At 47.1% G+C, this 24,100-nt stretch carries 21 protein-coding genes; 11 read left to right on the top strand and 10 right to left on the bottom strand.

The genetic code is table 11. The features are described 5' to 3' along the window. Window positions 1–35: 35 nt before the first annotated feature. Window positions 36–2,042 (bottom strand): RNB domain-containing ribonuclease, encoded by a 2,007-nt coding sequence (locus WC647_08415; protein ID MFA6222325.1) that lies wholly within the window; start codon window positions 2,040–2,042, stop codon window positions 36–38. Window positions 2,043–2,232: 190 nt separating this feature from the next. On the opposite strand from WC647_08415, the gene WC647_08410 reads away from it, so the two are divergent. From WC647_08410 to WC647_08400, 3 genes are all read left to right on the top strand, one after another. Then, window positions 2,233–2,808: a D-sedoheptulose 7-phosphate isomerase gene (locus WC647_08410; protein ID MFA6222324.1), complete on the top strand. Its 576-nt coding sequence runs from the start codon at window positions 2,233–2,235 to the stop codon at window positions 2,806–2,808. Window positions 2,809–2,844: 36 nt separating this feature from the next. Continuing rightward, window positions 2,845–5,343, top strand: coding sequence for an ATP-binding protein (locus WC647_08405; protein ID MFA6222323.1), 2,499 nt, complete (start codon window positions 2,845–2,847; stop codon window positions 5,341–5,343). A 71-nt stretch (window positions 5,344–5,414) separates the two neighbouring features. Further along, on the top strand, window positions 5,415–6,260 hold the full coding sequence (locus WC647_08400) for an RNA polymerase factor sigma-32 (protein ID MFA6222322.1): 846 nt from the start codon (window positions 5,415–5,417) through the stop codon (window positions 6,258–6,260). Window positions 6,261–6,542: 282 nt separating this feature from the next. On the opposite strand, the gene WC647_08395 is transcribed toward WC647_08400, so the two are convergent. Further along, window positions 6,543–7,787: a hypothetical protein gene (locus tag WC647_08395; protein ID MFA6222321.1), complete on the bottom strand. Its 1,245-nt coding sequence runs from the start codon at window positions 7,785–7,787 to the stop codon at window positions 6,543–6,545. 453 nt (window positions 7,788–8,240) lie between these two features. Further along, window positions 8,241–8,471, bottom strand: coding sequence for a hypothetical protein (locus WC647_08390; protein MFA6222320.1), 231 nt, complete (start codon window positions 8,469–8,471; stop codon window positions 8,241–8,243). A gap of 334 nt (window positions 8,472–8,805) precedes the next feature. Between WC647_08390 and WC647_08385 the strand changes: the two genes are divergently transcribed. Then, window positions 8,806–9,015 carry a hypothetical protein gene (locus tag WC647_08385; GenBank protein MFA6222319.1) on the top strand — a complete coding sequence of 70 codons (210 nt, stop codon included), beginning with the start codon at window positions 8,806–8,808 and terminating at the stop codon, window positions 9,013–9,015. A gap of 270 nt (window positions 9,016–9,285) precedes the next feature. Here the strand turns inward: WC647_08385 and WC647_08380 are convergent, their stop codons facing one another. From WC647_08380 to WC647_08365, 4 genes are all read right to left on the bottom strand, one after another. Next, window positions 9,286–10,248 (bottom strand): glycosidase, encoded by a 963-nt coding sequence (locus WC647_08380; GenBank protein ID MFA6222318.1) that lies wholly within the window; start codon window positions 10,246–10,248, stop codon window positions 9,286–9,288. Between the two features lie 25 nt (window positions 10,249–10,273). Further along, on the bottom strand, window positions 10,274–11,506 hold the full coding sequence (locus WC647_08375) for a glycosyltransferase (protein ID MFA6222317.1): 1,233 nt from the start codon (window positions 11,504–11,506) through the stop codon (window positions 10,274–10,276). A 286-nt stretch (window positions 11,507–11,792) separates the two neighbouring features. Then, entirely contained in the window at window positions 11,793–14,072 is a 2,280-nt protein-coding gene (locus WC647_08370) for a glycosyltransferase (protein MFA6222316.1), read from the bottom strand. Continuing rightward, window positions 14,069–14,191: a hypothetical protein gene (locus WC647_08365; protein ID MFA6222315.1), complete on the bottom strand. Its 123-nt coding sequence runs from the start codon at window positions 14,189–14,191 to the stop codon at window positions 14,069–14,071. Before WC647_08365 ends, WC647_08370 begins: the two co-directional genes overlap by 4 nt. A gap of 348 nt (window positions 14,192–14,539) precedes the next feature. Here WC647_08365 and WC647_08360 point away from each other — a divergent pair, with 348 nt between their 5' ends. Continuing rightward, on the top strand, window positions 14,540–15,574 hold the full coding sequence (locus WC647_08360; GenBank protein ID MFA6222314.1) for a hypothetical protein: 1,035 nt from the start codon (window positions 14,540–14,542) through the stop codon (window positions 15,572–15,574). A 221-nt stretch (window positions 15,575–15,795) separates the two neighbouring features. Next, the gene (locus WC647_08355; protein ID MFA6222313.1) at window positions 15,796–16,353 is read left to right on the top strand and encodes a bacterioferritin; all 558 of its coding nucleotides are present in this window, start codon (window positions 15,796–15,798) and stop codon (window positions 16,351–16,353) included. A 306-nt stretch (window positions 16,354–16,659) separates the two neighbouring features. Here WC647_08355 and WC647_08350 read toward each other — a convergent pair whose 3' ends face one another. After that, complete coding sequence (locus WC647_08350; GenBank protein ID MFA6222312.1) at window positions 16,660–17,214, bottom strand: transcription termination/antitermination NusG family protein; 555 nt, start codon at window positions 17,212–17,214, stop codon at window positions 16,660–16,662. 94 nt (window positions 17,215–17,308) lie between these two features. On the opposite strand from WC647_08350, the gene wecB reads away from it, so the two are divergent. The 5 genes from wecB to WC647_08325 all read left to right on the top strand — a co-directional run bounded on the left by wecB (window position 17,309) and on the right by WC647_08325 (window position 23,125). After that, the gene (wecB, locus tag WC647_08345) at window positions 17,309–18,406 is read left to right on the top strand and encodes a UDP-N-acetylglucosamine 2-epimerase (non-hydrolyzing) (protein ID MFA6222311.1); all 1,098 of its coding nucleotides are present in this window, start codon (window positions 17,309–17,311) and stop codon (window positions 18,404–18,406) included. 124 nt (window positions 18,407–18,530) lie between these two features. After that, window positions 18,531–19,592, top strand: coding sequence for a 3-isopropylmalate dehydrogenase (locus WC647_08340; protein MFA6222310.1), 1,062 nt, complete (start codon window positions 18,531–18,533; stop codon window positions 19,590–19,592). A 34-nt stretch (window positions 19,593–19,626) separates the two neighbouring features. Beyond that, window positions 19,627–21,297, top strand: a complete 1,671-nt coding sequence (locus WC647_08335; GenBank protein ID MFA6222309.1) for a ribonuclease J — start codon at window positions 19,627–19,629, stop codon at window positions 21,295–21,297. 270 nt (window positions 21,298–21,567) lie between these two features. Beyond that, entirely contained in the window at window positions 21,568–21,903 is a 336-nt protein-coding gene (locus WC647_08330) for a hypothetical protein (GenBank protein ID MFA6222308.1), read from the top strand. A 106-nt stretch (window positions 21,904–22,009) separates the two neighbouring features. Next, window positions 22,010–23,125 (top strand): DegT/DnrJ/EryC1/StrS family aminotransferase, encoded by a 1,116-nt coding sequence (locus WC647_08325; GenBank protein ID MFA6222307.1) that lies wholly within the window; start codon window positions 22,010–22,012, stop codon window positions 23,123–23,125. 133 nt (window positions 23,126–23,258) lie between these two features. On the opposite strand, the gene WC647_08320 is transcribed toward WC647_08325, so the two are convergent. Continuing rightward, window positions 23,259–23,768 carry a ferritin family protein gene (locus WC647_08320; GenBank protein MFA6222306.1) on the bottom strand — a complete coding sequence of 170 codons (510 nt, stop codon included), beginning with the start codon at window positions 23,766–23,768 and terminating at the stop codon, window positions 23,259–23,261. Window positions 23,769–23,870: 102 nt separating this feature from the next. Next, the gene (locus WC647_08315) at window positions 23,871–24,098 is read right to left on the bottom strand and encodes a rhodanese-like domain-containing protein (protein MFA6222305.1); all 228 of its coding nucleotides are present in this window, start codon (window positions 24,096–24,098) and stop codon (window positions 23,871–23,873) included. Between the last annotated feature and the right edge of the window lie 2 nt (window positions 24,099–24,100).

Below are 24,100 nucleotides of genomic sequence, written 5' to 3'. Positions count from 1 at the left end.
AGTAGTCCAACCCAATAATTATAAAGTGTCATACGCTAAATATGTGGAAGAACTCGAACGAGCGAAAACGTTAAGCGATCCTCTCGCGGATTTACCTTTTCCACTCTGGCCAGCGCCCGGTCATAAGGATTCAGAGACACACCCGGAGGGGTATGGAGCACAGTGTTACAGCCCAATGACTCAAGCTGTACAAGATAAAATCTGGGAAAACGATTGAGCACAATCACTTCGAACTCTTCGCCCTTCTTCAGTTCCATATATTTTAATAGATAATAACGGTGACGTTCCCTTTCAACAGTGGACGCTCTCTCCAATTTGTAAGATATTTCAGAAAGGAGCCTGTCCATAGTGTCAGCGTCAATTGGTCGAAGACGTTCATCGAGCATAGCCGCCAACTGCCTCTGTGTAAGCAGGTCGGTATATCTCCTCAGCGGTGATGTCGCAGTGGTGTACACATTCAGGCCGAGAGTAGAATGAGGTTCAGGGAACAGGCCAAGGCTTCCACGCGAAAGGGCCTTCTTACACCGGTAAGATAGCACTGGATCATATCGCGGGCCCAGTTCAATCTTTTCAAGAGGCGGCGGCTGGCTGCGAAAGACGCAGGGGAGTCGACTATCCTTAAGCGCTTGGGCAAAAAGATTGTTTGCTAGGATCATGAACTCTGAAACCAGTATTTGAGATCCTGTCTCTCTCTCCCGGACCGCCAGTTCGATGGATTTGTCTTCACTGACCTTTATGATTAGTTCAGGATCTTTGAATATTATGGCGCCCGACTCCATCCTTCGCCGTCTCAATGCCAGGGCTATATTTCGCATCCTGGCTTCCGGCGCGTCAGGGTCCTTGATTCGGCGATCCGTTTCTTCATAGGAGAGTCTTTCGCCAACCTTTATTAAAGACCGGACGATACGGTATTCAATCATCTGGCGGCCAGCGTCAAACACTGCTACGGCGCTTATGGCAGGTCGAAATTCACCCTGCACCAGACTGGCCACCTGTTCCGACAGGACCGTCGGTATCATTGGCAGAGTAAGGTCCGGCATGTAGATTGAAACGGCCCGTTCCCGGATCTCTTTATCGAGGTCGGAATTATGCTCAACATAAAACGCGGCTTCAGTAATGTGGACACCGATAGTGATGTTTCCGCCCTCTGCGCTAAAGGAAATAGCATCGTCTATGTCTCTTGTGGCGACCGAATCAATGGTCACTACGTTGTGTTCAAAGATCTCCCTGGGAGCGTCATCCAAGGGTTTGGACGCTACAATTTCAGCGGCCTCTAGCGCCGCGCTCGTAAATTCTGTCGCGATGTGTTCCGCTCTCAATCGGATGTTTTCGTCTTCGGACCATACCCCAAGTTTAACCAGGACCTTGAAGGGATCAAATTTCGGCGTCAATGCGCCGCGTGAAAATATCTCTTTTACCTTTTTGTTGGTAATCCAGTCTGTTCCCTGTATCGCGGCCTCTTCGAGAAGTTCCGTCAATCCAGCGGGAGCCTGGGCCACGTCAATTGGCTCATTAGTTTTCAATTTGGACAGAAACTCCGAGCATCGGGTTAGAAACATCCCTCGTTCGGCCTCTCTTCGCCTGCGGATTTCTTCCTGTTCAACCTTCTCAGGCGGCACAGCCTCGACACCTTCGGGTCGAATCTTGAAATAAAGCCGATTTTCAACAATCGCTCTCACCAAAGCGGCTTGAGAATCAGGACCGTCGTTTGGCCCGAAAAATAGTTCACTCAAATCCTGGATCGAAATGTGGTTTGTCTCTGGTCCAACTACTTCCCACAAGTCCTTAAGATCGATTGTCTTTTTTATCTCATCGCGCCTGACGCACAGCTCCTTGAGTCGACCCGTCTGTTGATCTCTGGACGCAGACAAGGGAAAGTCCGGGTCTTTTCCCCTGATTAGCGCCCTATGGGCCGATATATTCATTTCTTTACCCTGATCGTTGAGCACACGTAGTCGGCGATCATCGACATCCAGCACGAAGGCGCAGGAAAGGCGGGAATCATCAAAAAAATCGACTATATCGTTTTTCTGAAAAATCATTTCAGCCTCTTAACTTTTCAGATATAAGCCAAAAAGCTACTAAAAGATAGAGGGAAAAAGCAATTCGAGCAGATCCGGTTTTGGTTGTTATCCCATTTATTTATGCAATATTGGCGAATTATGTGATAAATGAGTAATAATAACTTGGGCGGAGCTTGGTTTATTCTACCCAAAAGGGGCGTGAGAAGTCTTGAAAAACGAAATTGGGGCCATTTTTCAGGAAAGCGCGCGTGTCAGGGATAAGTTTTTGGCTGATAACGTGGAACAAATTGTCGAAATCGTCCATCAACTTATTAAAGTTATAAACAGAGGCGACAAGATTTTGCTTTTCGGCAACGGCGGGTCCGCTGCGGACTGCCAGCACATAGCCGCTGAATTCGTAAACCGCTATCGCATAGAGCGAAGACCATTGCCGGCTCTTGCGCTGACTACGGATACATCCGTGTTGACTGCTATTGGAAACGACTATGCCTTTGAGGATGTCTTTGCAAAACAGATTACGGCCTTGGGACGAAAAGGCGACGCGGTGATCGGAATAAGCACGTCAGGAAAGTCGGCCAATGTTAATAAGGCGCTTTCGGTCGCCCGGCAATCAGGTCTCGTGACGATTGGTATCGGCGGAGCTCCTGACAGCCCGATGAAAAGTTTCTGTGATCATTATTTGGCTGTATATGGCTCTATAACGCCTCGAATTCAGGAAACACACATGATTATAGGCCACACTATCGTCGAAATGCTCGATATGAAGCTTTTTGGCTCGGTGTAGGTAACGATAACAAAAAATTATAAGGGAAGTCAGAACATGAGTGATCTTAAAGAAAAACTCGAACTGAAACCGCAGGATCTAACGTGGGCTGCTCCACCAGAAGGTCTGATATCGGGCACAACCGCATCAATTGAGGTGGCTGAGGATATAGTCGGCCAGGATAGAGCGATAAAGGCCATCAAACGCGGTCTGGCAATGAAGAGCCATGGGTACAATATTTTTGTTTCAGGCACTAATGGAACAGGCCGCACCGCAACATTGAAAAAGCTTCTCGAGGAATTCAATGTCGGCGGCGCCGTGCCGGACGATCTTTGTTATGTGAACAATTTCAAGGACTCCGACCATCCCAGGCTTATTGTTTTACCTGCAGGGCGGGGGTCGGCTTTCAGGGATCAGGTGGCGGAACTCATAACTTCTCTAAAGAAGAAGATCCCGGCTATCTTTGAAAGTGAGGAGTTTCAAACCGCGCGAAACGAAATCGTTAATCGCCACATGGGTGCGCAGAAAGCCCTGTTCAAGAATTTTGAGAACAAGGTCACTTCCCAGAATTTCATGATGGTTCAGGTTCAGGTCGGCCCGTTCACAAGACCGGATCTGGCGCCTGTTGTTGTCGGTAACCCTATGAAAATAGAACAGCTCGAAGCGCTGGTGGATGAAGGCAAGTTTTCCGGTGATGAGCTGACCAAGATAAAAGCCACTTACAAAGAGCTGTCTCAGGAAATGGAGAAAATCTTCAAGGCGGCTCGTGACATTGACAAAACGATACAGGAAGACCTCGAAAAACTGGGCAAAGACTGGATAGAACCACTGCTAAAGGACCTGATGAGTCAGATCCGGGAGAATTTCCCGAGCGACGCGGTAAAGTCCTATTTTGACGAGGTCGAGGCCGATATAGTTGTTCATTTGGATCGATTCCGGCCAAGACTTGTGCCATCTCCTACAGGCGGCGAAGGGGCGAGCCCGCCGATGCTGATGCCTCCAGACCCAACCCAGTTTAAATACTATGAAGTTAACCTACTCATCGACAACTCGGAAACCTCTAAACCACCGGTGGTGATCGAAACCACGCCGACGTACCGCAATCTTTTTGGGACTATAGAGCGGGTGATAGATCAGGGTGGTGCGTGGTACTCGGATTACAGGCATGTAAAGGCCGGGAGCGTGCTTAAAGCCAATGGCGGATTCCTGGTACTCAATTCCCGGGACCTCATAATGGAGCCGGGCGTATGGCCTACTCTGAAGAGAAATCTCAGGAACCGTGTCGCCGAAGTCCAGGCCGAACCTTTTGGATGGTTTTTCAACACGGCCCTGAAACCCGAAAAAATACCAATCAATCTCAAAGTCATAATGGTTGGCGACGCCGAGGTCTATGATCTGCTTCACTGGTACGATGAGGATTTTCGCAAGATTTTCAAGGTAAAGGCCGACTTTGACATCAGTATGAACAACACCGATGAAAACCGTAAGAAAGTAATTGGTTTCATAGCCCGCGTAGCTTCTGAAGAAAATCTTCTGCCTTCTGACGCAAGCGGCGTGGAGGCTTTGACTCGGCTCGCCGTTCGATGGGCCGGCCGCAAAAAGAAAATCACGATTCAGCTTGAACGTATAGGCGATGTATTGCGTGAGGCCGACCTGATCGCGTGTGAAGCCGGCTCGGACGTAATCAAGGCTGAACACATAGAGACTGCGAACGCCGATCGCATCGAGCGAGTCAACATGTATGAGGAGAAAATCCAGGAATACATTGAAGACGGGATCATCATGATCGACACCGACGGCGCCAAGGTTGGGCAAATCAACGGGCTCAGCGTATATTCGCTACCTGAGATATCATTTGGCAAGCCGTCACGCATCACAGTGAAGACGAGCATGGGTAAATCGGGCATCATTAGCATTGAAAAAGAAGCTGAACTATCCGGTTCCAGTTATGACAAGGGTGTTTTGATACTGACAGGATACCTCCGGGACCGTTTCGCCCAGGACAAACCGCTCAACCTAACGGCCAGCATAACTTTCGAACAGTCTTATTCGGGAGTGGATGGTGATTCCGCGTCCTCCACGGAGCTGTACGCTTTAATGAGTTCTCTTTCCTGTGTTCCTATCGATCAGGGGATAGCTGTGACGGGAAGTGTGAACCAGAATGGAGAAATTCAGGCCATCGGAGGCGTCAATCAAAAGATCGAGGGCTATTTCAAGGTTTGCAAGGCCATGGGTCTTACAGGACGCCAGGGAGTCGTGATCCCCAGGTCAAATATTGGCGATCTCGCTCTGATTTCTGAAGTCGTGGAAGCGGTGAAGGATGGAAAGTTCCACATTTGGCAGGTGGATCACGTTGATCAGGGAATAGAGCTGCTCACAGGTATACCTGCCGGTTCCCCGAATGATGATGGTGATTATCCGGAGGGCACGATTAATTTCCTGGTGAATCAAAGACTCGAAGATCTGGCCCAAGGGATCAAGGAGTTCGAGGAAAGCCATGAAAATGAGGCCGAAGAGGAGCAACACGAGAAAGAACACAGTCACCCCGAAGAATAAAGTTAAATTGAAACCTTTTTCCCCGATAGGCATCAAACATATTGTGGCCAATTAATACCGGGGAGGTTAAAATGAATTATTGGACTGAAGCCGACGAACTGAAAACTTACCTGAATGAAATAGAGCGCTATCCTGTGCTTACCCGAGAGCAAGAGGTTGAATTGGCTAACCGGTACAAGGGTGGCGACGATGATACGGCTGTGAACGAATTGATAACCTCTAACCTGCGTTTTGTCATAAAGGTAGCGTTAGGGTACCGCAACTACGGTATAAAGGTCATGGATTTGGTTCAAGAAGGAAACATAGGCCTGATTAAGGCTGTGGAAAAGTTTGATCCTGACAAGGGCTACAGGCTGATATCGTATGCCGTCTGGTGGATTAAGGCTTACATCCAGAACCACATTATCAGGTCTTGGTCCATGGTCAAAATGGGCACAACACAGGCTCAGAGGAAATTATTCTATCGCGTCGGCGACCTTCCCGAAGCCACTGATTTTGATGTGCATCTGGATAATGTTTCAAAGTTGGCGGACAGGATCAACGTGACGGACGATGAAGTAATAGATATGGCCGCCAGACTTAAAGCCAGAGATCTTTCTCTGGATGAACTCCTGGGTGATAGTTCCCGTGATTCATTCGCGGATACGCTCAGAGATGAGCGGGCAGACCAGGAGAGGGACCTTGCAGATAAGCAGGAGCTTGAAAACTTGAAACGGTGGGTAGATGAGGCTGTGGATAAGCTGAATCCACGCGAAAAATATATAGTTGAAAAACGGATACTGTCCGACGAACCTGAAACTCTGAAAGAATTGGGGAAACACTTCGGTGTTACGAGGGAGCGAGCGCGACAGATCGAAAGGGCCGCGTTGCAGAAGTTGAAGGGGAGATATCAGGCGTCGGAACTCGTAGCCGCATAAGCCTAATAAATAAGGCGAAAAACATGATTCTATGAGGGTCGGTCCTAGAGGGACCGGCCCTTTTGCACTTTAGCCCCTAATCGCGATAAGAAGGCGCCTGTATCGGTTCGTGCTGATTTACCGGGGCCTTGAAAGGGCTCTCTTTGCCGTCGTTGGTAACGAAGTGGCCGTCCATCAGGCTGGAGCATCCACCAATGAAAAATGCCAGGCTTAAAAGGACAATCGTGAGAAATTTCATCGTTAGGCAGGTTGAAAATCCTTTCCTTGGATTAATTTAGCGCATTATATCATTTCCGAGCGCCCGAATAAACCACCCAGCGAAAGGGCAATCGGGATGATCCCCCACAGGAGCCATTTGTCTTGATACCATCTTGTCGAAACAACGCGGGGAGCGTCGATCACCAGAACATTGTTACTTATAGTCTTTGCCTTTAGCCGCCACTGTTGGGCTTCCTTACGAACGAGGTTGTAGAATTCATTCTTGTAGTCTAGTTCACGCCTGAGATCAGAGTATTGTTCCTCAAGAGACCTGGCCTTCGAGGATGGAACCTGTGAACCATTTGCGTCATTGTCCTCGACCGCGGCCGCCCTACGAAAATATTCAACACGCGAACGGGTGAAATTTATCCTGCCCATGAGACTGATCATTCTTGGATGATTCATTCCCAAGGAACAACCGAGTCCGGATTGTTCGAATTCCAGCTTTTCGAGATCCTTTTCCAGTCTCTCTGCCAGCTCTTTCTGGAAATTCGATCCGCGGCCAGGTCCTATCCTGTTTTCACAATCGCCCGACGTTCGTTGGACGTTTGGAGCATTTCCCACTCGCGAGTTCAAGAGTCCAAAAACCTGCCCGAGCCGACTTTCCCTTGTCGCGTGAAAACCATTTTCAACCACAAAATCCAGAATTCCGGCCTCGGTCTCTTTCAGTTCTGACCTGATTTGATCCGCCGCTTCCTGTAAGCTGTTCGCGGACTCAACCGTTTCCATCCGCCTTTTTTCAAGGTTTCTAAAAGTGAAAACCCGTAAGTAACGGCCCAACAGTTCAGTGGCCAATTGTCGTGCGGCCACGGAAATCGAGACATCGAGCATGTTACACCCGATTACAGGTTCCACCGACAGATTGCGCCGGACGTAATCCAGCGCTTCGGATTGCCCGTCGAAAAGGGTATCAGACCGCGAGGGGTCAGTAGACGCTATTGCGAAACCATTTGAACTCGCGATGGCCATGCGTAATTCGTTGAGATCTTGAGGCTTTAGTGATGCAATCACGGATTGGGCCAGGTCTAGGGACCTAAACGCCTCGACATGTTCCTTGATGCTACTGTCTTGGATACTCACGTATCTGTCCGGGAACCAGGCCCTTGGATCAAACCGATCTCGCAAATCCAGTATTTGTATACGCGCCGACGCTGTATGTCTTGGTGTTGAAAAGAGGCTGTGAGCCGATAAGGTCCCGATCGCCCACAGGATTAGGGGTAGAATGAACCACCCGCGCCTGATGATAACGTTCTTTTGAATAAAATTCATCGGTCCCCCCGACGTAAGACATAAAATGATGGAATAGATTTTATCAGGTTAAGTTATACGTTGTGGCGCGAGTATAGCATTATTGGCTCGAAATCACAAGATAAACATGACAAAAAGATTGAGGTTGAGTAGATTTCCCACTCGCCGTCATCTGGATGACAAATGTGTTGAGATCATTATGAGTGTCCAAAATCAACCCGAACAAAGAGCGATCGACACAACTACACCAGCACCCATTATTAATTTCGCGAGAGGCTTTGGCTCCTTCGCGAAACTTCCTATGGAGTGTGTTACGGACAACCTGTTGACTTGTTGTGACAAATTACACTGGGTCGCTCCTGTGTTTCACCCCAAATCCTCCAAGATTGGATTCGTCAGTTCTAAACGCTGACCTTGATCGAAATCACTGAAATCAGGGAACGAGGTGGATGCCATTGAGTACCATGAGTTACATTATGCGTCGATTCTGTGTTGGAGAACCAAACACTCGTCCATAACCTTTCGAAGCCCAATCAGAGCCTCGACCCACTCTGCATCAAGTTGGGTCGATTCCTTCACGAACTGTGAGCGGCGTTCTTTTCCAATATCCGCTTCTTTTAAATCCGCCATCAAGTTCTGTCTTTTTAAATGAGGCCCCACGGCCTTGTCGAAAGCGATCCGCACTGGATCAAGTGGATTGCTCATCGTGACCTCCAATATGGTGTTCAATTGAAACGGTTGAAGTAGACGTCTACTCTGCCTGTCTTTGAGGTCGGTCGTTAACAGTGGCCATAAAACGTTTAAGCTGACTTTATTGTTCTTTACGCTCACTACATCATCAAAATTTACATCGTTAAGCGGTTTACATCAACCGGAATGAAAACCTCCCGGATCGAACATTCTGAATAATTTCGATAGCTGGTTCTTTTTCGAAAGACAACCCAATTTTGTTATAACTTTTCAATTGAAGCGATACTAATCTTTATAGTATATTGTTAGTGTAAATGGAAACATGATATCTCCGGAAGGAGCTAATATTATGAGAATTGGTAGACCAAACCTGGGATTTACAGGCATTAGAAAGTTGACCGACGTTGAATGTAGAGTCACTGGCCTGGAACCCAAGACTTTTGTCATGCGTGAGTCGAGCGAGGGACTCAGTTTTTGGGATGTGAAAACTGACGGAGGCCTTGTGCGCGTCAATGTTGATCGAGAAACAACTTTTAAGCTCCAACGTCTCTGGGACTGAGGCGCCACTGGAAGAACGAGATATTTAATTTGGGTCTACCGGATGGAGTTTAGGGTTATGTGAAGGTTGTTAAATGAATCTTGCGTTCTTGATGATCTAAAGTTTGACAGATTTGTCCGACCCGCCTGATTCACCAGCGTCAGCGTGAAATAGCAAGATACGCGCCCAAGGACGATGTTCATCACATGAGTGTTTAAGTATCAATAACATTCAAAAAGGCCACTGGAGCCATGACCATTTGAGTGGTTACAATGCAGCGGGTTGTACGGATTACGACTGGAGGGGGCCTTCTTTAAGAAAGCCTAATACATCACGCAGACTCGCAATGGCAATTGCTACACAACTGTCTGCGCCTCCATAATAGACACGCAACTCATCCCCCTGGAGAATCCAGCCACACGGGAAGACTACATTACCAACGTCGCCACTGCGTTCATACGACTCTTCAGGGCCAAATATCCACTGATCAGTCCGTTTTAGCGCTCGGCTTGGGTCTTCTCGGTCCAGCAGGGCGAGGCCGAGTCTGTAAATGCTCCCACTAACAGTCTCTTTTACACCATGATACAGGATCAGCCAGCCCTCAGAAGTCTCAAGCGGTGGCGTTGAAAGCCCAATTTTGTTGGCGTCCCACCAGCCTCCATTTCTGGCGGTTAATACGACCTGATGATCTCCCCAATGCTTTAAATCTGGGGAAAAAGAAATCCAGATGTGTTTTCCCGATTCCTCAATGGACGGTACGGGCCTATGCAGCATCGCATATCTGCCATTGAACTTAACGGGAAAAATCGCGGCGTCTTTGTCCTCTGGAGGCATGACACAGCCGAGCCTCTGAAAGTTCACAAAATCCTTGGTGGACGCAAGGGAGACAAGAGGTCCGACATCTGAATATGCAGTGTATGTGACAACCCACAGTCCGAGATCTTCTAGCCACGTAATTCGGGGATCTTCTATTCCCCATGTCTCTTCCGGGTACCCTTTGGGCTGCGGCATAAATGTCGGCAGAGGATCAATTTTCCAGTCAGTAAGTCCATTTGGGCTTCGTGCAGCGCACAAATGTGAGAATCCCCGACGATCTTCCACTCGCGCCAACAGCAGGTTCTGGCCATCAACCATTGTAGCGCCCGGATTGAACACCGAATTTATGGGATATGGCCAGTCGCTATGGGTAAGGATAGGGTTTGCCTCATACCTTTTAAGGAGTTCTTGACGGCCGCTATCCGGAACGTTTCTCATATTTCACAATCCCTGGGTCTATTCATCAAAATTCCATGGGTAGCTCGACCGCTCGGCCGGAAGCAACGGATTGACGAGCCAATTCGTATGCCTCGTTGTACTGGTTGGCTACCAGTTCCCAGCTAACCACCTCATCAAGATATTGCTTGAGGTTTTCTCCGAGTTGTAACCGGAGTTCTTCGTCACAGGCCATCCTGATAACCTGGTCCCTCAACATTTTCTTGGTGGTAAATAGCAGTCCGCCTTCGCTCTCCAGTGTCTGAGCGGTCAGTCCTTCCATAGGGGCCGTCGTTATATATGGTTTGTTGAGGGCAATAATTCGTGCAAGCGTTCCGGATTGTGTTTCATCGGTCGAAGGCAAAACTATGAAGTCACAAACCGCCATAACTTTGTAATATATTTCTCCGCGTGGGATAAACTCAAAGTAGTGAGCCAGTCCTTTTTTTTCCAGGGCTGCTAGTTGCTCCAGATAATTTTCGTAGTCTGTCAAGTGGTTCGGATCCCTCATGGAGCCTGCCGCCAAAAGGTCCCAGTCTTGGCCGGTTCGTTCCAATATTTCCGCATGAATATCTTCCCACATGGAAGTCAATATGTCCCAGCGCTTGTTGGACTGTATCCATCCGACCATGCCCACTAAACGGTTACCCAGGTATGGGATCTGGTCCAGGACTAACTCTTCCTTGAGGAGCGGCACATCCTTGATGGCCCAGCGTCGATCGGGCCTAGCCCCATGAGGAACCACCATTACGTTTCTGGGGGTTCGCCAGCCTTGCCCAACGAAATTCCAGTCCAGGCGCCATTTCTGATAATGACACTTGAACAGTACTACCCTTGCCCGTTCACACATCTGGTAGATGAAATTGGCCTCAAAACTCGTCAGCCTACCGTGGACGGTATGCGGTTCAACAATAGTGGGAAAATCATTGATTGCATCGAGTAGATCCAGGAACCCTTCGTTCCCATCTCCATGGCCTCTCGAGTCATAATACTCGTACAGACCGTATTCGTGTTCCAGATGGACTGCGTAAGGGCGCAGTCTGTGCACTTTTATGGCCACAGTCTTCCACCAGTCCCTTTTGGACATGTCAATAATAGGAAACACGCCTTCTCCCTGGCCATCGGTGTGGCTTATCACCAAGACTTCCCTGTCAGGATTATGCTTTTGTATGAATTCCCTTGCTTCCTCGGCAAAAGTCGCGATTCCACACATGCGTGGAGGATAGCTGGAAATCATGACTATTGGGCCTGAATCACTCATCGAAAATCCTTTTCTTGCCGTCCTAAGGCACGTTGATGCGTCCAAGCTCAATTAAATACTTGGCTGGTTTTACGCTGGACGTCTTATGCCTATTGCAGCTAACTTATCCGTTCACAGGGCTTTTACCTCAACCTATGCCCTTTTGCAACTGGCAAAGATTGTGAGCATTCGTCAGAGCAAGTTACCTGTTTGGGCGCAAATCAGTATAAGAGGAAAAAATACGAACAGTTCTGAAGAACTGTATTGAGACATGCAATCAGCAAGACAGCGTCAAAAAAATTCGGTTCTATTTGGGAGGGAGGATTCTCTGAGCCTTGAGTTCGGAAAGACCTAGAACTGCGAGAAGGTAGCACACAACCGATTCTGCGCCTTGGTTGGCGCTGATTCCGCTGGAGTCGATCCCGTCTGCCACCGAACCGTCAGCAAAATCATAGAGCGCGGTATTCAGCCTATTTCGGCCCAAGAACCATTCAAAAGCAAGCCGAGCGAGTTCCAGGTACTTGAAGTTGTTCGTTATCTCTGAAGCCGCCACATAGGCTTCCACCAGATAGCCTGCGTCTATGGGCTGTTGTCCAAAGAGGGCCTTTTCCCCTCCTTTGGGGTACCAGCCTTCGTTGCCAACAAGGTCAAAATAGACTCCATTCATTTGCTCCTTGGTAATGAAGTCCAGCGATTCCAGAGCAACCTTCAGGTATTCTTCGTTTTGGGTTACCTGGTAACCGCGGAGCAGCGCCTCAGGGATTTTAGCATTTCCGTAGGCTATCACGTCCTCAAACCACTCCCAGTCCGCACTCCTGTTTTCTTTGTATAGGCTAACCAGATCATCAGCCAACTGAATCAGAAGTCGCTTGAATTGGCTTGCTCCCACGAATTTTTGCAGTAGATGGTACATACCGATAATGGCATAGGCCTTGGCCCTCGGCGAATCAACTTCGGGTATTCTTGGAGCGGCCTTTTCCATCATGTTTTGAGCCAGGGCGCGTATTTGCTCTTTTGTCCCCCACCTGACGACGGTCCCGAGACCCCAAAGGACCCGGCCCAAGGTATCGTCGCTCCCGTGGTTGTCCATGAATCTTCGATCATACGACATGAAATTGTGGAAATGGCCTGTTTCCGTCTGAGAGTGACTCAGGAAGCTAACATAAGTTCGGATTAAAGGAAGTATCTGGTCGTCTCTCTGCTGGTTATAACAAGTCATTAGCGCAGCAAGTCCCCGACCGACATCATCAGCGCTGTACCCATGATCACGATCCGGTATACCGAAGGACGCATGTTGCAACAGACCGACGTCGTCTGATAAAGAAATCAAATGATCGAGGTTGATCTCTGGGAGGGTAATCAGAGGAAGCATCTTTTGCTTCCAGGAAGATATCACATCCAAGTCCCTCCGTTCGCTGAGCATTTGTAAAAACATTTCCACGTAATGACGGCCTACCTCCCGCCACACCATTGTGCGCCCGTACTCGTATGCCGCCTTGCGAATTCTATTTCGCCGCAAGGAATCGCCGATCAAGTCGTTAAGGGCGTTGGCCATACCTTTCACGTCGCTGAAATCTACCAATATTCCCCGTGAATCCGAGAGCAATTCTTCCGCATACCAATAGGGCGTAGACACTACAGCCTTGCCCATGCCCACAGCGTAAGCGAGCGTTCCAGAGGTTATCTGTTCCTTTGCTAAATACGGAGTCAAATAAACATCACAACAAGACATATATTCAGTTAATTCCTGCAGATCAACGAACCTGTTCTGGAACACCACATTGTCTGCTATCTTTAGGTCAATAGCTTTTCGTTCGAGTGATAAGCGGTACTGCTCACCGTGAACCTTCTTAACTTCAGGATGCGTTGCGCCAAGGATGATGTAGACAGTGTTGGGGTATTTCTCCACAACACAAGGCAGAGCTTCCAGGGCAGTTTCTATGCCTTTGTTGGGACTGATCAATCCAAAGGTAAGAAGAACTGTCAGGCCTTCCACATTGAACTGTTCCTTATAGAAGTTAGAATCAACAAAAGGAACGTCAGGAACACCATGATGTATTATTGAGATTTTGTCCTGTGGAACGCCATATATCTCATGGAGCATCCTGGCCCCCTTTTGACTCATGGTCACAAGTCGCTGGGAGTAATTTATGACGTCCTCTAAGGCCTCCAGGTAATCGCTGGGCGGATTTTCTAAGATCGTGTGCAGGGTCGTAATTACGGGCTTTTTCAAATGAGATAGCAACACTGAAAGGTATTTGCCAGCGTCGCCCCCGTAGATTCCGAATTCGTGCTGGAGGCTGACTATCTGTGCCGATGAACCGTTAAGATATTCGGCCGCCCGAGCATAATCACGAATCACGTTCTTTCGGATCTCAAATGTAACCTCAGACGGGTAATTGTACCCTCCCGCTCGATCGGTGATGGCAATGACGCGATATGGCTTGCCGCCCATTTCCTGCGAGATTGAAGTTCCAAGGTCATTTGCAAACGTCGCAATTCCGCACGTCTTTGGCACAAATGTTCCGACGTAAACCACATCGAGATCTGATACCAATATAGGCTTTTCCAGTTTGATTCTTCTCACTCCTGCTCCTGCATACCCTGATCGTCTCCTCGGAAAGCCCCGATGGTTTCTGTCTTAGTCCATGGATTGATTGGTCCTGCCGGGTAACCATTACCTAGAGATGATTTATCGTGGAGCATTGAGCAACTCTTGTCAAGCTCATGAGGGTCACAGAAGGCAATAACCATAGTTGCCGTGTCACAGATGGACAAAGCGCAAGTCACTCAAGGAAAAAATTGTTGACACTACTATCTCAAATCATAGATAATCTCTTATCCTGACTGATGTTTACTCAAATCAGATATCCTGTGAGGGGTTAATTTAAAACTTTGAGCTGGGCCTCCGGGAAAATGATTCACAGTCCTGTTATAAGGGCAATCCGGGCGCAAAGACGATGTTGTCAACTTGCCTGGACCAAAGATGAAAACCAGCACGTTGGTCGCAGATCCTTGCGATTGAGAAGATGGAGGACTTCCAGGAGGATCCGGATGCGTCTTATTTTTACAATTATAATTCTGTCGATGGTTATTCCATGCGCCGCCGCCGACAATTTGCCTCTGATTTCCGATGTGATCCATCAACAAATTGTAGCTTCTAAAGACGATTCTTCGTGTGAACAGTCAAATTCTAGCCTTTTGGACAGACATGGGATCTCGGTAAATTTGCCCAAGCTTTATGCAGGTGTGATAATTCCGAATAAGACAGGGGGGCAGTTCATTGAACTGGAGGCCTCTGATACTCAAACTCAGGGTCTGACCAGAGTATGGCAAAAGTATCCTTATAAGGGCGGACTCACTATAGGACTGTCAGAAGTTGTGTCATTCGGAACATCTCTTGACCTTGTTTTAGAAGGGTTTTATTTGAAACCATCATTCACGGAAACAGCGTCCTTCTATTATTTTAATTGGAACCCAACTGGAAATTACAGGGAGTGGAATCGAACAGAATCGCAGATTGGAAATGCTGGGGCAGAGATTCGATGGTCCTGGAACAAAGTTTGGAGACAGCAAGGATGGTCTGAAGTTATTGGGCTTCGGTTTGACTATTTGTCTCTTACGTTCAAAGATCCCGGACCTGTGTCGGGTCCGGTCCAGGCTTCTGCGCCCGTATTCAGTTCATCCGATTCAGCATATATAGAGTCTAGAGCTTTCGTTCCATATATTGGCATTCATTTCAAAGAAGAAAACAGTTTCTTGTGTGGCTCGTTCAGAGGAATTGTTTTTCCGGCGGTATTAGGACGTATCGACTATAATGAAAATTTTCTAGGTCTTCCAAACCAATCTTTCAAAACAACAACCAATTTTGAACGCAGCTATTTGGTTGAACTTTACGGTGACGCAATTGCAAAATTATCACAAAATTTGGGGATCGGCATATTTCTAAGAATGGGGATTATTAATGCGTACCCAAAAACTACACTAGAAACCACTATTGCAAACAACCCCTCTTCCAGCGCCGAATATAGTCTCAATTATCGTATGATTCAGTATCTTGCGGGTACTGAAATAACATGGACCTTTTAAAATGAGCTACCCCCCTTTTGTCACGAATCTGGAGACAAGAGCGACTCCCTGAAACTATTGAGGTACTCTGGGATTAGTCAAAATCAGTTTCTTATAGCCACGTTTTTCCATTCTATTTACTTTTCATAAAGCGGCCCATACATATATATTATTAGCCAATTTTTGAGACTAGGGGTGTCCTAACAACAGTATCAGATGAGATAAACCAGGAGGTATGTCACGTGGATCAAAAAAACAGAGGACAGCGGAAGAATAACGTCATAGAGGTTTTGAACAAGGCACGTGGGATGGAATTGCTCGCTATTGCCCAGTACATGAACCAGCACTACAACCTGGATAACATGGACTACGGAGAGATGGCGGCAAAGGTTAAGCTCATTGCTATCGATGAAATGAGACACGCTGAGCTGTTTGCTGAACGAATTAAAGAATTGGGAGGAGAACCCACTGCGGAGCCTGAAGGGAAAGCTGAAAAAGGTCAGGAAATCCGGTCAATCTTTTCCTTTGATTCAAAACTCGAGGATGACACCATAGACGCTTATAATCAGTTTATTTTAGTTTGCCGGGATAACGGGGACAGTTCGAGTGTGAAAATTTTTGAAGTTGTCGTCGATGAAGAGCAAGCTCACTTCAACTACTTTGACACAGTCAGTGACCACATTCAGAATCTTGGCGAGACATATCTGGCTAAAATCGCAGGAACATCCTCTGCAACTGGACTTCAAACTAGGGGCTTTGTCGCCATGCAAGGCGCTGCGGACACAAAAGCTCAAGCATAATCCAAAAAGAACTGACACGTTTTGTACTGGGGATTTTTGACCGGAATCTCAAGGCTGACGTCCTATTGAAATCAAAGCCCCATCATCGTTATGCCGATATGGGGCTTTGTCCGCAGGATAGCGCAAGGAGGTAAGCTACCCGATTTCCTTTAATGGGGTAATTAAAGTATATGAATATTTATATCAGACTGAATATGAATTGCAACATGTTTTTTCGAGATACCTGTCTCCACAGAGCGAGTCCTGGAACAATTTCGATGAATTCGATCTCTGCGCTCTCAGTTTTCGGCGCCAACGCCGTCCATTTTATTCCAGGATCTCCAAATTTGTGAACTGATCGGTATTCACGATCACCGTACGATTAAACATTTCAACTGTCAAAGCGACTTGTCCTTTTTTGGAGCGTCCAGAGACTATACCGACTACCCCTTCCATCGGTCCTGACGCAATAAGAACCTTTCGACCTTTAACAATCCCTGGTTTGACAAACAAATCCTGGCAAGTATCGAGCGCTTTGGCTACGTGCTCCATTTCCTGCACAAATTTGTCCTGGTCAGGAATGTCGATTATTCTAACGTAATCGTGGCATTCGTGGAGAAGACCATGCCGGCCTTTTTCAAGAGCAAAACATAGATAACCTCTGAACAGGGGGGCTTTGACGATTTTTTCACGTTTCAAATACCCTACTTTGGTTTTTCGATCATACAACGGAAGGTAATAAGTAATCTCGTGATGAAAGAAGTACTTTGCTACCTTCCACTCACGATTGGGTTTGACATGAATGACCCACCACGATCCAAGATCATCCTCTAGCGATCTATCTGATGGATATCTTCCAGGAATGTATTCGCTTGGTTTCATCTCTAAATACTCTACCGATCGTTCCTAATTAATTGTCACAAAAGTCTAATATGATGTTAAGATGCTGTAATCAAGAAATTAATGGGATTGACACATGACGAAAACAGTTATCAGTGTGGTGGGAGCCCGGCCAAATTTCATGAAAGTCGGGCCGCTAGAGCGTCAATTTAAAACATTTGAGCACATAAATCACATGATTGTCCATACAGGACAACATTATGACGATCTGATGAGCGGGGTTTTCTTTGATGATCTGGGACTATCGGCTCCAGCGCGTCACCTCGGGGTTGGATCCGGCAGGCACGGTGAGATGACCGGCAAAATCATGATCGAATTTGAAAAAGTATGTCTAGACATCGTACCTGATCTTGTAATTGTTGTTGGGGATGTAAACTCAACCATCGCCTCGGCCCTCGTAGCCAGAAAACTATTCATACCTGTAGCCCACGTTGAAGCCGGCTTACGTTCGTTTGATGAGACGATGCCGGAAGAATGGAACCGTAGGCTTACTGATTGTCTCTCTAACCTCTTGTATGTATCCGAACCATCAGGACTCAAGAACCTGGAACGTGAAGGCTCCGACATGAGTCGAGTATTCCTGGTCGGAGACATCATGCTTGAAACGTTACGGCTATTTCTGCCAGGGGTGCAGTCTAGAAAACGTTGGAACGCTTTTGGGCTTCGAAATAAAGAATACATACTGGTAACAATTCATAGACCATCGAACGTGGATGAACCTGAAGCTTTAGAAGAGGTGATCCAAATTTTAGAATCGTTACCACAGGACGTAATTTTCCCAATACATCCACGCACTAGAAAGAGGCTGGATGAGTTCGGCCTTAATGAGCGGGTAGCTCGGATGAAGAATCTTCTGTTGGTAGAGCCCCAATCTTACATAGATTTTCTGTCATTGCTGGAAGGCTGTTCAATCATTCTCTCAGACTCCGGATCGGTTCAGGGAGAAGCCAGCTTTTTCGATATTCCATGCCTGGTCTGTAGAGACAATACGGAAAGACCTATCTATTGTGAACAGGGGTCGTGTAGGCTGGTCGGCAGGAACCAGCCGCTTATTAGGGAATCGGTGAATGAAGCGCTTTCCGGAGCATTTCCCAAGTCTTCTGAATACGCCAGGAATTTAGGGACCAACGTAGCAGCCAAAATAGTTACTTCGATAGTCGATTTTTTGGGGTAAGTTCTGGAAAAATTCGAATTGGGACATGATGAGCCTCGGAAGTCCATGTGATGTTTGCTCAATCTATCCTAATGAGCTATAATTCAAGCCAAATAATACATAATCAAATCAAAAAGGGGTTTAAATGCCTGATTCTTACAATATTGCAGTGATAAAAGGAGATGGAACAGGGCCTGAAGTGATACGTGAAGGTGTTAAAGTCCTTGAAACGGCAGCCAAAATATACAGTTTCTCGCTCAACTTCATTGAATATGATCTAGGGGGTGAACGTTACCTTAAAACCGGAGATGTCTTACCCGACTCAGTATTGGGAGAACTTAGAGAATCTAATGCAATTTATCTTGGGGCTATTGGTCACCCGGATGTTCCGCCTGGAATTCTCGAGCAGGGAATACTTCTTCGGTTAAGATTCGAATTGGATCAATATGTCAATTTGCGCCCGGTGAAGTTATACCCGCACGTGGAAACCCCATTAAAAGACAAGGAACCAGAAGATGTAGACTTTGTCGTGGTTCGGGAAAACACAGAAGGTTTCTACGCTGGTTCAGGTGGATATTTCAAGAAGGGTACACCAGATGAAATTGCTATCCAGGAATCGATAAATACCCGTAAGGGGATTGAAAGATTGCTGCGTTACGCTTTTGAGACGACTCGCGCCAGGGGTAGAAGAAAAAAGCTGACACTTTGCGGAAAAACCAATGTTCTCACATATGCCTGGGGACTCTGGATGCGAACGTTTCAAGATCTGGCAAAAGAATATCCGGATGTCACTACAGATTACGCTCATGTGGACGCAATATGCATGTGGTTCATTAAGAACCCTGAATGGTTCGATGTGATCGCTACCGACAATATGTTTGGCGATATCATTACGGACCTGGGAGCTATGATACAGGGAGGCATGGGCATAGCGGCCGGTGGAAACATAAATCCTGACGGAGTTTCAATGTTTGAGCCAATTGGTGGTTCAGCTCCGAAATACACCGGGAAAAATGTGATAAATCCGCTTGCAGGAATCTTGGCTGGATCATTAATGCTGGAAACTCTTGGTCAAGAAAGTGCGGCGAAATCAATCGAAAACGCTGTGATTAAAGCTCTAGTAAACAATGTTAATAGCCTGGAAGCGGGCAAGATGGGCTATTCTACTTCGGAAATGGGCGATCTGATAGCGAAGTATATCTCATGAGCAAAAGCGCCTTTGTTTTATGAAGAAAGAGATCATGAGCAATAATAATACGCCGAGTGTAAAGGTAGCGCCTCTAGGAGGGCTCGGAGAAATTGGTCTGAACATGATGCTGATCATCTGGGAAGATAGCGCGGTCATTCTCGACTCGGGCTTGATGTTCCCGGATGAATCGATGCCGGGAGTGGATTATGTGATCCCTGACATCGACAGCCTCAGCAGGCTTGATCAGAGTATCCTTGGGATATTAATTACACATGCGCATGAAGATCATATTGGCGCTTTGCCTTATTTGCTGAAAAAGGTAAACGCGCCGATATACGCCACATCGCTCACGATGGGGTTTATTGAATACAAGCTCGAGGAATTCGATCTTTTAACGAGCACCGACAGGAGAGTTGTTTCAACCGAATCTCCTGTGCGCATAGGGCCTTTTCTGGTAGATTTTTTCGCCATGTGTCACTCGGTGCCTGATGCGGTGGGGGTCATGGTAGAAACCTCTATAGGAAAGATAGTTTTCTCAGGAGATTTCAAGATTGACCCCAATCCGGTAGATGGGAGGCTCTGTGATTTTGGTAAGCTGAAAAAATATGCTGACGAGGGGGTGCTAGCTCTCTTTTCCGATAGCACCAATGCGGAATTTTCCGGGCATACAAGATCTGAGAGCGACCTAATTTCATCTTTTGAAGACATTTTTTCGAATGCTTCAGGGAGAGTCCTTATAGCGACTTTTGCTTCAAATATTCATAGGTTGCAACAGGTTCTGACGCTCACTAAAAAATTCAACCGCAAGGTGGCGCTTGTCGGACGTTCGATGGCAGGGAACGCCAAGATTGCGGTTGAGCGGGGTTATCTGAAAATTCCTGACAACATATTGGTTGATGTAAAAGATCTTGAAGAAATTCCTGATGATAAGGTTACGGTTCTGTCAACAGGCTCACAGGGTGAGCCTATGTCTGCGTTGGCATTAATGGCTTCAGAGAGGCACAAATACTTGAAAGTGAAAGGGGGCGACACAGTAATTTTTTCGTCACGTTTCATCCCTGGCAATGAGAAAGCGATTAACAACATTATCAATGAGTTGGCGCGTCGGGGAGCAAACGTTATGTATGACAAAATAGCTGATGTCCACGTTTCTGGCCATGGCAGGGAGGAGGAACTCCGCGGTTTGTGGAGAGTTGTCAAACCTCGATATTTTATTCCAGTTCACGGAGAATACAGGCATCTGGTAAGACATGCGGGACTAGCGATTGAAGACGGAATGCCCGAGGAAAATGTCGTTGTGGCGGTCGACGGAGATGTGATCGAGATATCGTCGGAAGGGATTGGGGTCACTGAACAGATTGAAGTTGGACGGGTCTATGTTCATGGGAAGGGCGTAGGAGATATTGGCCGCAATGTTCTTCGAGACCGCCGAACGATATCAGAAGTGGGGCTTATTACGGTGGCGTTTGTTGTTTCCAGTCATGACGGGCGTATGTTGGCAGGGCCTGAGCTTCAGTCCATTGGAGTCACTTATGAGGAGATCGAGCCTGAACTGATGGAGGGGATAAGGTCAGCGATCATTGAGCGGGTCGGACAATTTCGACCGACCACGGCTGGGGACTGGGAGGAGATCAGGGAAGAAGTCCGAAGGGTGACCCGGCGTTTTATCAACAAATTACTGGGGCGGAAACCAGTGGTTCAGACAATAATAATGCAAATATAGATACGCGCTTGAATGAGCCTGTTTTCATTTGGTCTTTTATCATAAAAAGTCAATAATTTTCTTGCATTTTGTGCGCATTTAGCTTACCTCGTTGTATATGTGGTTAAGGTGTGGTGATCTGAAAAGCTCATTAGAGTTCAGAGCCACAGGTTGAGCTGATCAGAAGCCAGGATTTTTCTTGACAATCGGCTTGAACGCATGATACGGTGCGTTAAATCTATGGTATAATAGCTCTTGTATTGGAGTATGCTTATTTAAGGAGGGTTTAGGATGAAGAAGTCGTTGGTTATGATGGTTGTTTTGGTGGCGTCGCTTGCTCTGGCCGGTTCGGTGTTTGCCGGTGGAATGACCAAGATGCCTGCTCCGCAGGGGACGGATTGGGGCTGCTATTCTACTCCGAGCTGCAAACCGGCTCCTTGCAAAGACCAGGTTCTGTGCAAAGGGAAAGCCAAAGGCGCTCAGAAAATGTGTGGCCCTTGCGCGCCGACAATCAAGTGGGCTGGTAGCTGGATGACAGTTCTAAAGTGCCCCGCTGCCCCCGCTAAGATAGTTAAGGCCGCCGTTGCGAAAAAGGGCAAAGGCGCAGTCAAAAAAGGCAAAAAGTAATAAAACGGTTGCCGCTGGTTAAGCCACGCGTCTAACCTTATTTTTCATATTTGTAACGAAGACCTCTCCATCACAGGAGAGGTCTTTTGTTTTGTGAGGTTTGAGTATGAAAGCGCCTTTATTGGATTTGGAACCTATACACAGCGTTATCAGGGACGAATTGCGAAACGCTGTACTGCGCGTTCTGGATAGCAATCAGTTTATAGGTGGACCCGACATCGATAGTTTTGAACAGGAGATCGCATCTTACTGTAGGGTAAAGGCGGCCGTGGGAGTTTCGTCAGGAACTGACGCTCTGTTGGTATCGCTCATGGCTCTGAACATAGGTCCTGGCGATGAAGTGATTCTCCCAAGTTACACATTCTTTTCTACTGCAGGATCCGTGAGTCGTGTCGGAGCGAAACCGATCTTCTGTGATATAGACCCGGTATCATTCAACATTGACACCAAAAAAATCGAAGAGCTGTTTTCTCCCAGAACCCGTGCAATCATACCAGTACATCTTTTCGGTCAGTGCGCGGCGATGGATCAGCTTATGGAAATGTCTGAAAAACACGGCCTCTTTGTAATTGAGGATGCTGCACAGGCTATAGGCGCAAGATACAAGAATCGTATGGCAGGATCAATCGGTTCCACCGGGTGTCTTTCTTTTTTCCCATCAAAGAATTTGGGAGGCGTGGGTGACGGTGGGCTCGTATTAACTAATGACGATGCAATTCATGACTTAGTGGCAAGCCTTAAACAGCATGGCGCCACACGGCGATATTTTCATGATCGCATCGGTGGAAATTTCAGATTGGATGCTATCCAGGCGGCGGCTTTGAGAGTTAAGCTCAGACATCTCGATGAATGGACAGCTACAAGGCGAGAGAATGCGGACTGTTATAAGAACGCTTTGAGAGACGTCGAAGAAAGAGGGAAAATTGTCTTACCAGTTCAATTGGAGGATAATTTTCATGTTTACAATCAGTTCGTGATACGAGCCGAACGAAGGAACGATTTACAGCATTTTCTCAACGACCATGGTGTTGGAACCGCTATTTATTATCCGCTGCCACTGCATCTTCAGGAATGCTTCAGATACGTTGGATTTGCCAAAGGTGATTTGCCGGAAAGTGAAAAGGCTTCGGATCAAACCCTGGCCTTACCTATTTTCCCAGGATTAAGCTGGGATCAGATTAACTTTGTGGCTGGTCTGATTCGAAAATTCTATGGCAACTAAGGTCTGAAAGCTATTTCAGAAAGATAGTCGACAGAATTGGGCCCACTTCGGACAATCCAGCTAATCAGGCCGGAGTGTCTCAGGCGAGCGACAGGCTATACCTGAAAATTGTCGCCCTTTTACTTAAATGCTCTTATGACCGACGATCTCGCAACTTGCTCAGCGATATTAAATGGGTTTTTTCTTCATCAGCGATTTTGTGGAATGCGGATCGCGACTCCTCTTTCGTAGACCTCTGAGCTAATCTAAGGTACAAATCCAGAGCCTGAGTTTCCAGCATCATGGACAGATCCAGAAGATCTGAAGCTGTTTTCAGGAAGTCCCGGTTGGTGTTTAGGAAATCATCGAGTTTAAGGCCGCTTTCGATAACATCTGATTTAACAGCTTTCTGGAAATCCTCTAAACTAAGCGGATTTATTTCCCCGGATTTGTACAGACTGTAAACATATTGTGTGTGTTGTTCTTCAACTGAAGCCAAGGTATTTAGCAATTCTGTCAAATCGTCATCTGAAGATTTCTTTTCAATTTCCCGGTAGAAATTTGCAAGATTCTGTTCCATTCCATAGGCAAGTTTGAGAATATCCGTGGGAGTCTCAAGTCCAGTGATCAAGCCCAGATTCATCTCAACGGGGCCTTCAGCCACGAGGCCGTTCCATGCTTTTATTCCTCCCGTGAGGTTGTAGATTTGTCGGAAGCCAAAACCGGATAGAAGTTGCGCAGCGACACGACTGCGTCCTCCCGCGGCTCAATAAACGATAATTGGTTTATCGGGATCAAGATCCTTGTAGCGGTCTGACAGGGTCGCAACGGGAATCAATGTCGCTCCTGGGATATGAGATTCCTCATATTCACCTGGTTGCCTAACATCTAGAAGCGTGTATGATCCTTCCGGTCGTGACGCCATAAAAGCCCGAGCTTCATCCGCGCTCAAAGATTGTACCGGCGTGAAGATGTTTTTTAAGGTTTCGAACATTT

It is taken from the genome of Desulfomonilaceae bacterium (assembly GCA_041662605.1).
Classification (GTDB): Bacteria; Desulfobacterota; Desulfomonilia; order Desulfomonilales; family Desulfomonilaceae; genus CAJBEZ01.
The sequence above is the reverse complement of the archived record's forward strand: the minus strand, read 5'-3'. Positions and strand labels throughout refer to the sequence as shown.

Bases quoted from the DNA above. Each gene is read 5' to 3' on its own strand.
- WC647_08415 (MFA6222325.1), bottom strand. From the start codon at position 2,042: ATGATTTTTCAGAAAAACGATATAGTCGATTTTTTTGATGATTCCCGC.
- WC647_08405 (MFA6222323.1), top strand. From the start codon at position 2,845: ATGAGTGATCTTAAAGAAAAACTCGAACTGAAACCGCAGGATCTAACG.
- WC647_08400 (MFA6222322.1), top strand. From the start codon at position 5,415: ATGAATTATTGGACTGAAGCCGACGAACTGAAAACTTACCTGAATGAA.
- WC647_08395 (MFA6222321.1), bottom strand. From the start codon at position 7,787: ATGAATTTTATTCAAAAGAACGTTATCATCAGGCGCGGGTGGTTCATT.
- WC647_08390 (MFA6222320.1), bottom strand. From the start codon at position 8,471: ATGAGCAATCCACTTGATCCAGTGCGGATCGCTTTCGACAAGGCCGTG.
- WC647_08385 (MFA6222319.1), top strand. From the start codon at position 8,806: ATGAGAATTGGTAGACCAAACCTGGGATTTACAGGCATTAGAAAGTTG.
- WC647_08380 (MFA6222318.1), bottom strand. From the start codon at position 10,248: ATGAGAAACGTTCCGGATAGCGGCCGTCAAGAACTCCTTAAAAGGTAT.
- WC647_08375 (MFA6222317.1), bottom strand. From the start codon at position 11,506: ATGAGTGATTCAGGCCCAATAGTCATGATTTCCAGCTATCCTCCACGC.
- WC647_08365 (MFA6222315.1), bottom strand. From the start codon at position 14,191: ATGCTCCACGATAAATCATCTCTAGGTAATGGTTACCCGGCAGGACCA.
- WC647_08360 (MFA6222314.1), top strand. From the start codon at position 14,540: ATGCGTCTTATTTTTACAATTATAATTCTGTCGATGGTTATTCCATGC.
- WC647_08350 (MFA6222312.1), bottom strand. From the start codon at position 17,214: ATGAAACCAAGCGAATACATTCCTGGAAGATATCCATCAGATAGATCG.
- wecB (MFA6222311.1), top strand. From the start codon at position 17,309: ATGACGAAAACAGTTATCAGTGTGGTGGGAGCCCGGCCAAATTTCATG.
- WC647_08340 (MFA6222310.1), top strand. From the start codon at position 18,531: ATGCCTGATTCTTACAATATTGCAGTGATAAAAGGAGATGGAACAGGG.
- WC647_08335 (MFA6222309.1), top strand. From the start codon at position 19,627: ATGAGCAATAATAATACGCCGAGTGTAAAGGTAGCGCCTCTAGGAGGG.
- WC647_08330 (MFA6222308.1), top strand. From the start codon at position 21,568: ATGAAGAAGTCGTTGGTTATGATGGTTGTTTTGGTGGCGTCGCTTGCT.
- WC647_08325 (MFA6222307.1), top strand. From the start codon at position 22,010: ATGAAAGCGCCTTTATTGGATTTGGAACCTATACACAGCGTTATCAGG.
- WC647_08315 (MFA6222305.1), bottom strand. From the start codon at position 24,098: ATGTTCGAAACCTTAAAAAACATCTTCACGCCGGTACAATCTTTGAGC.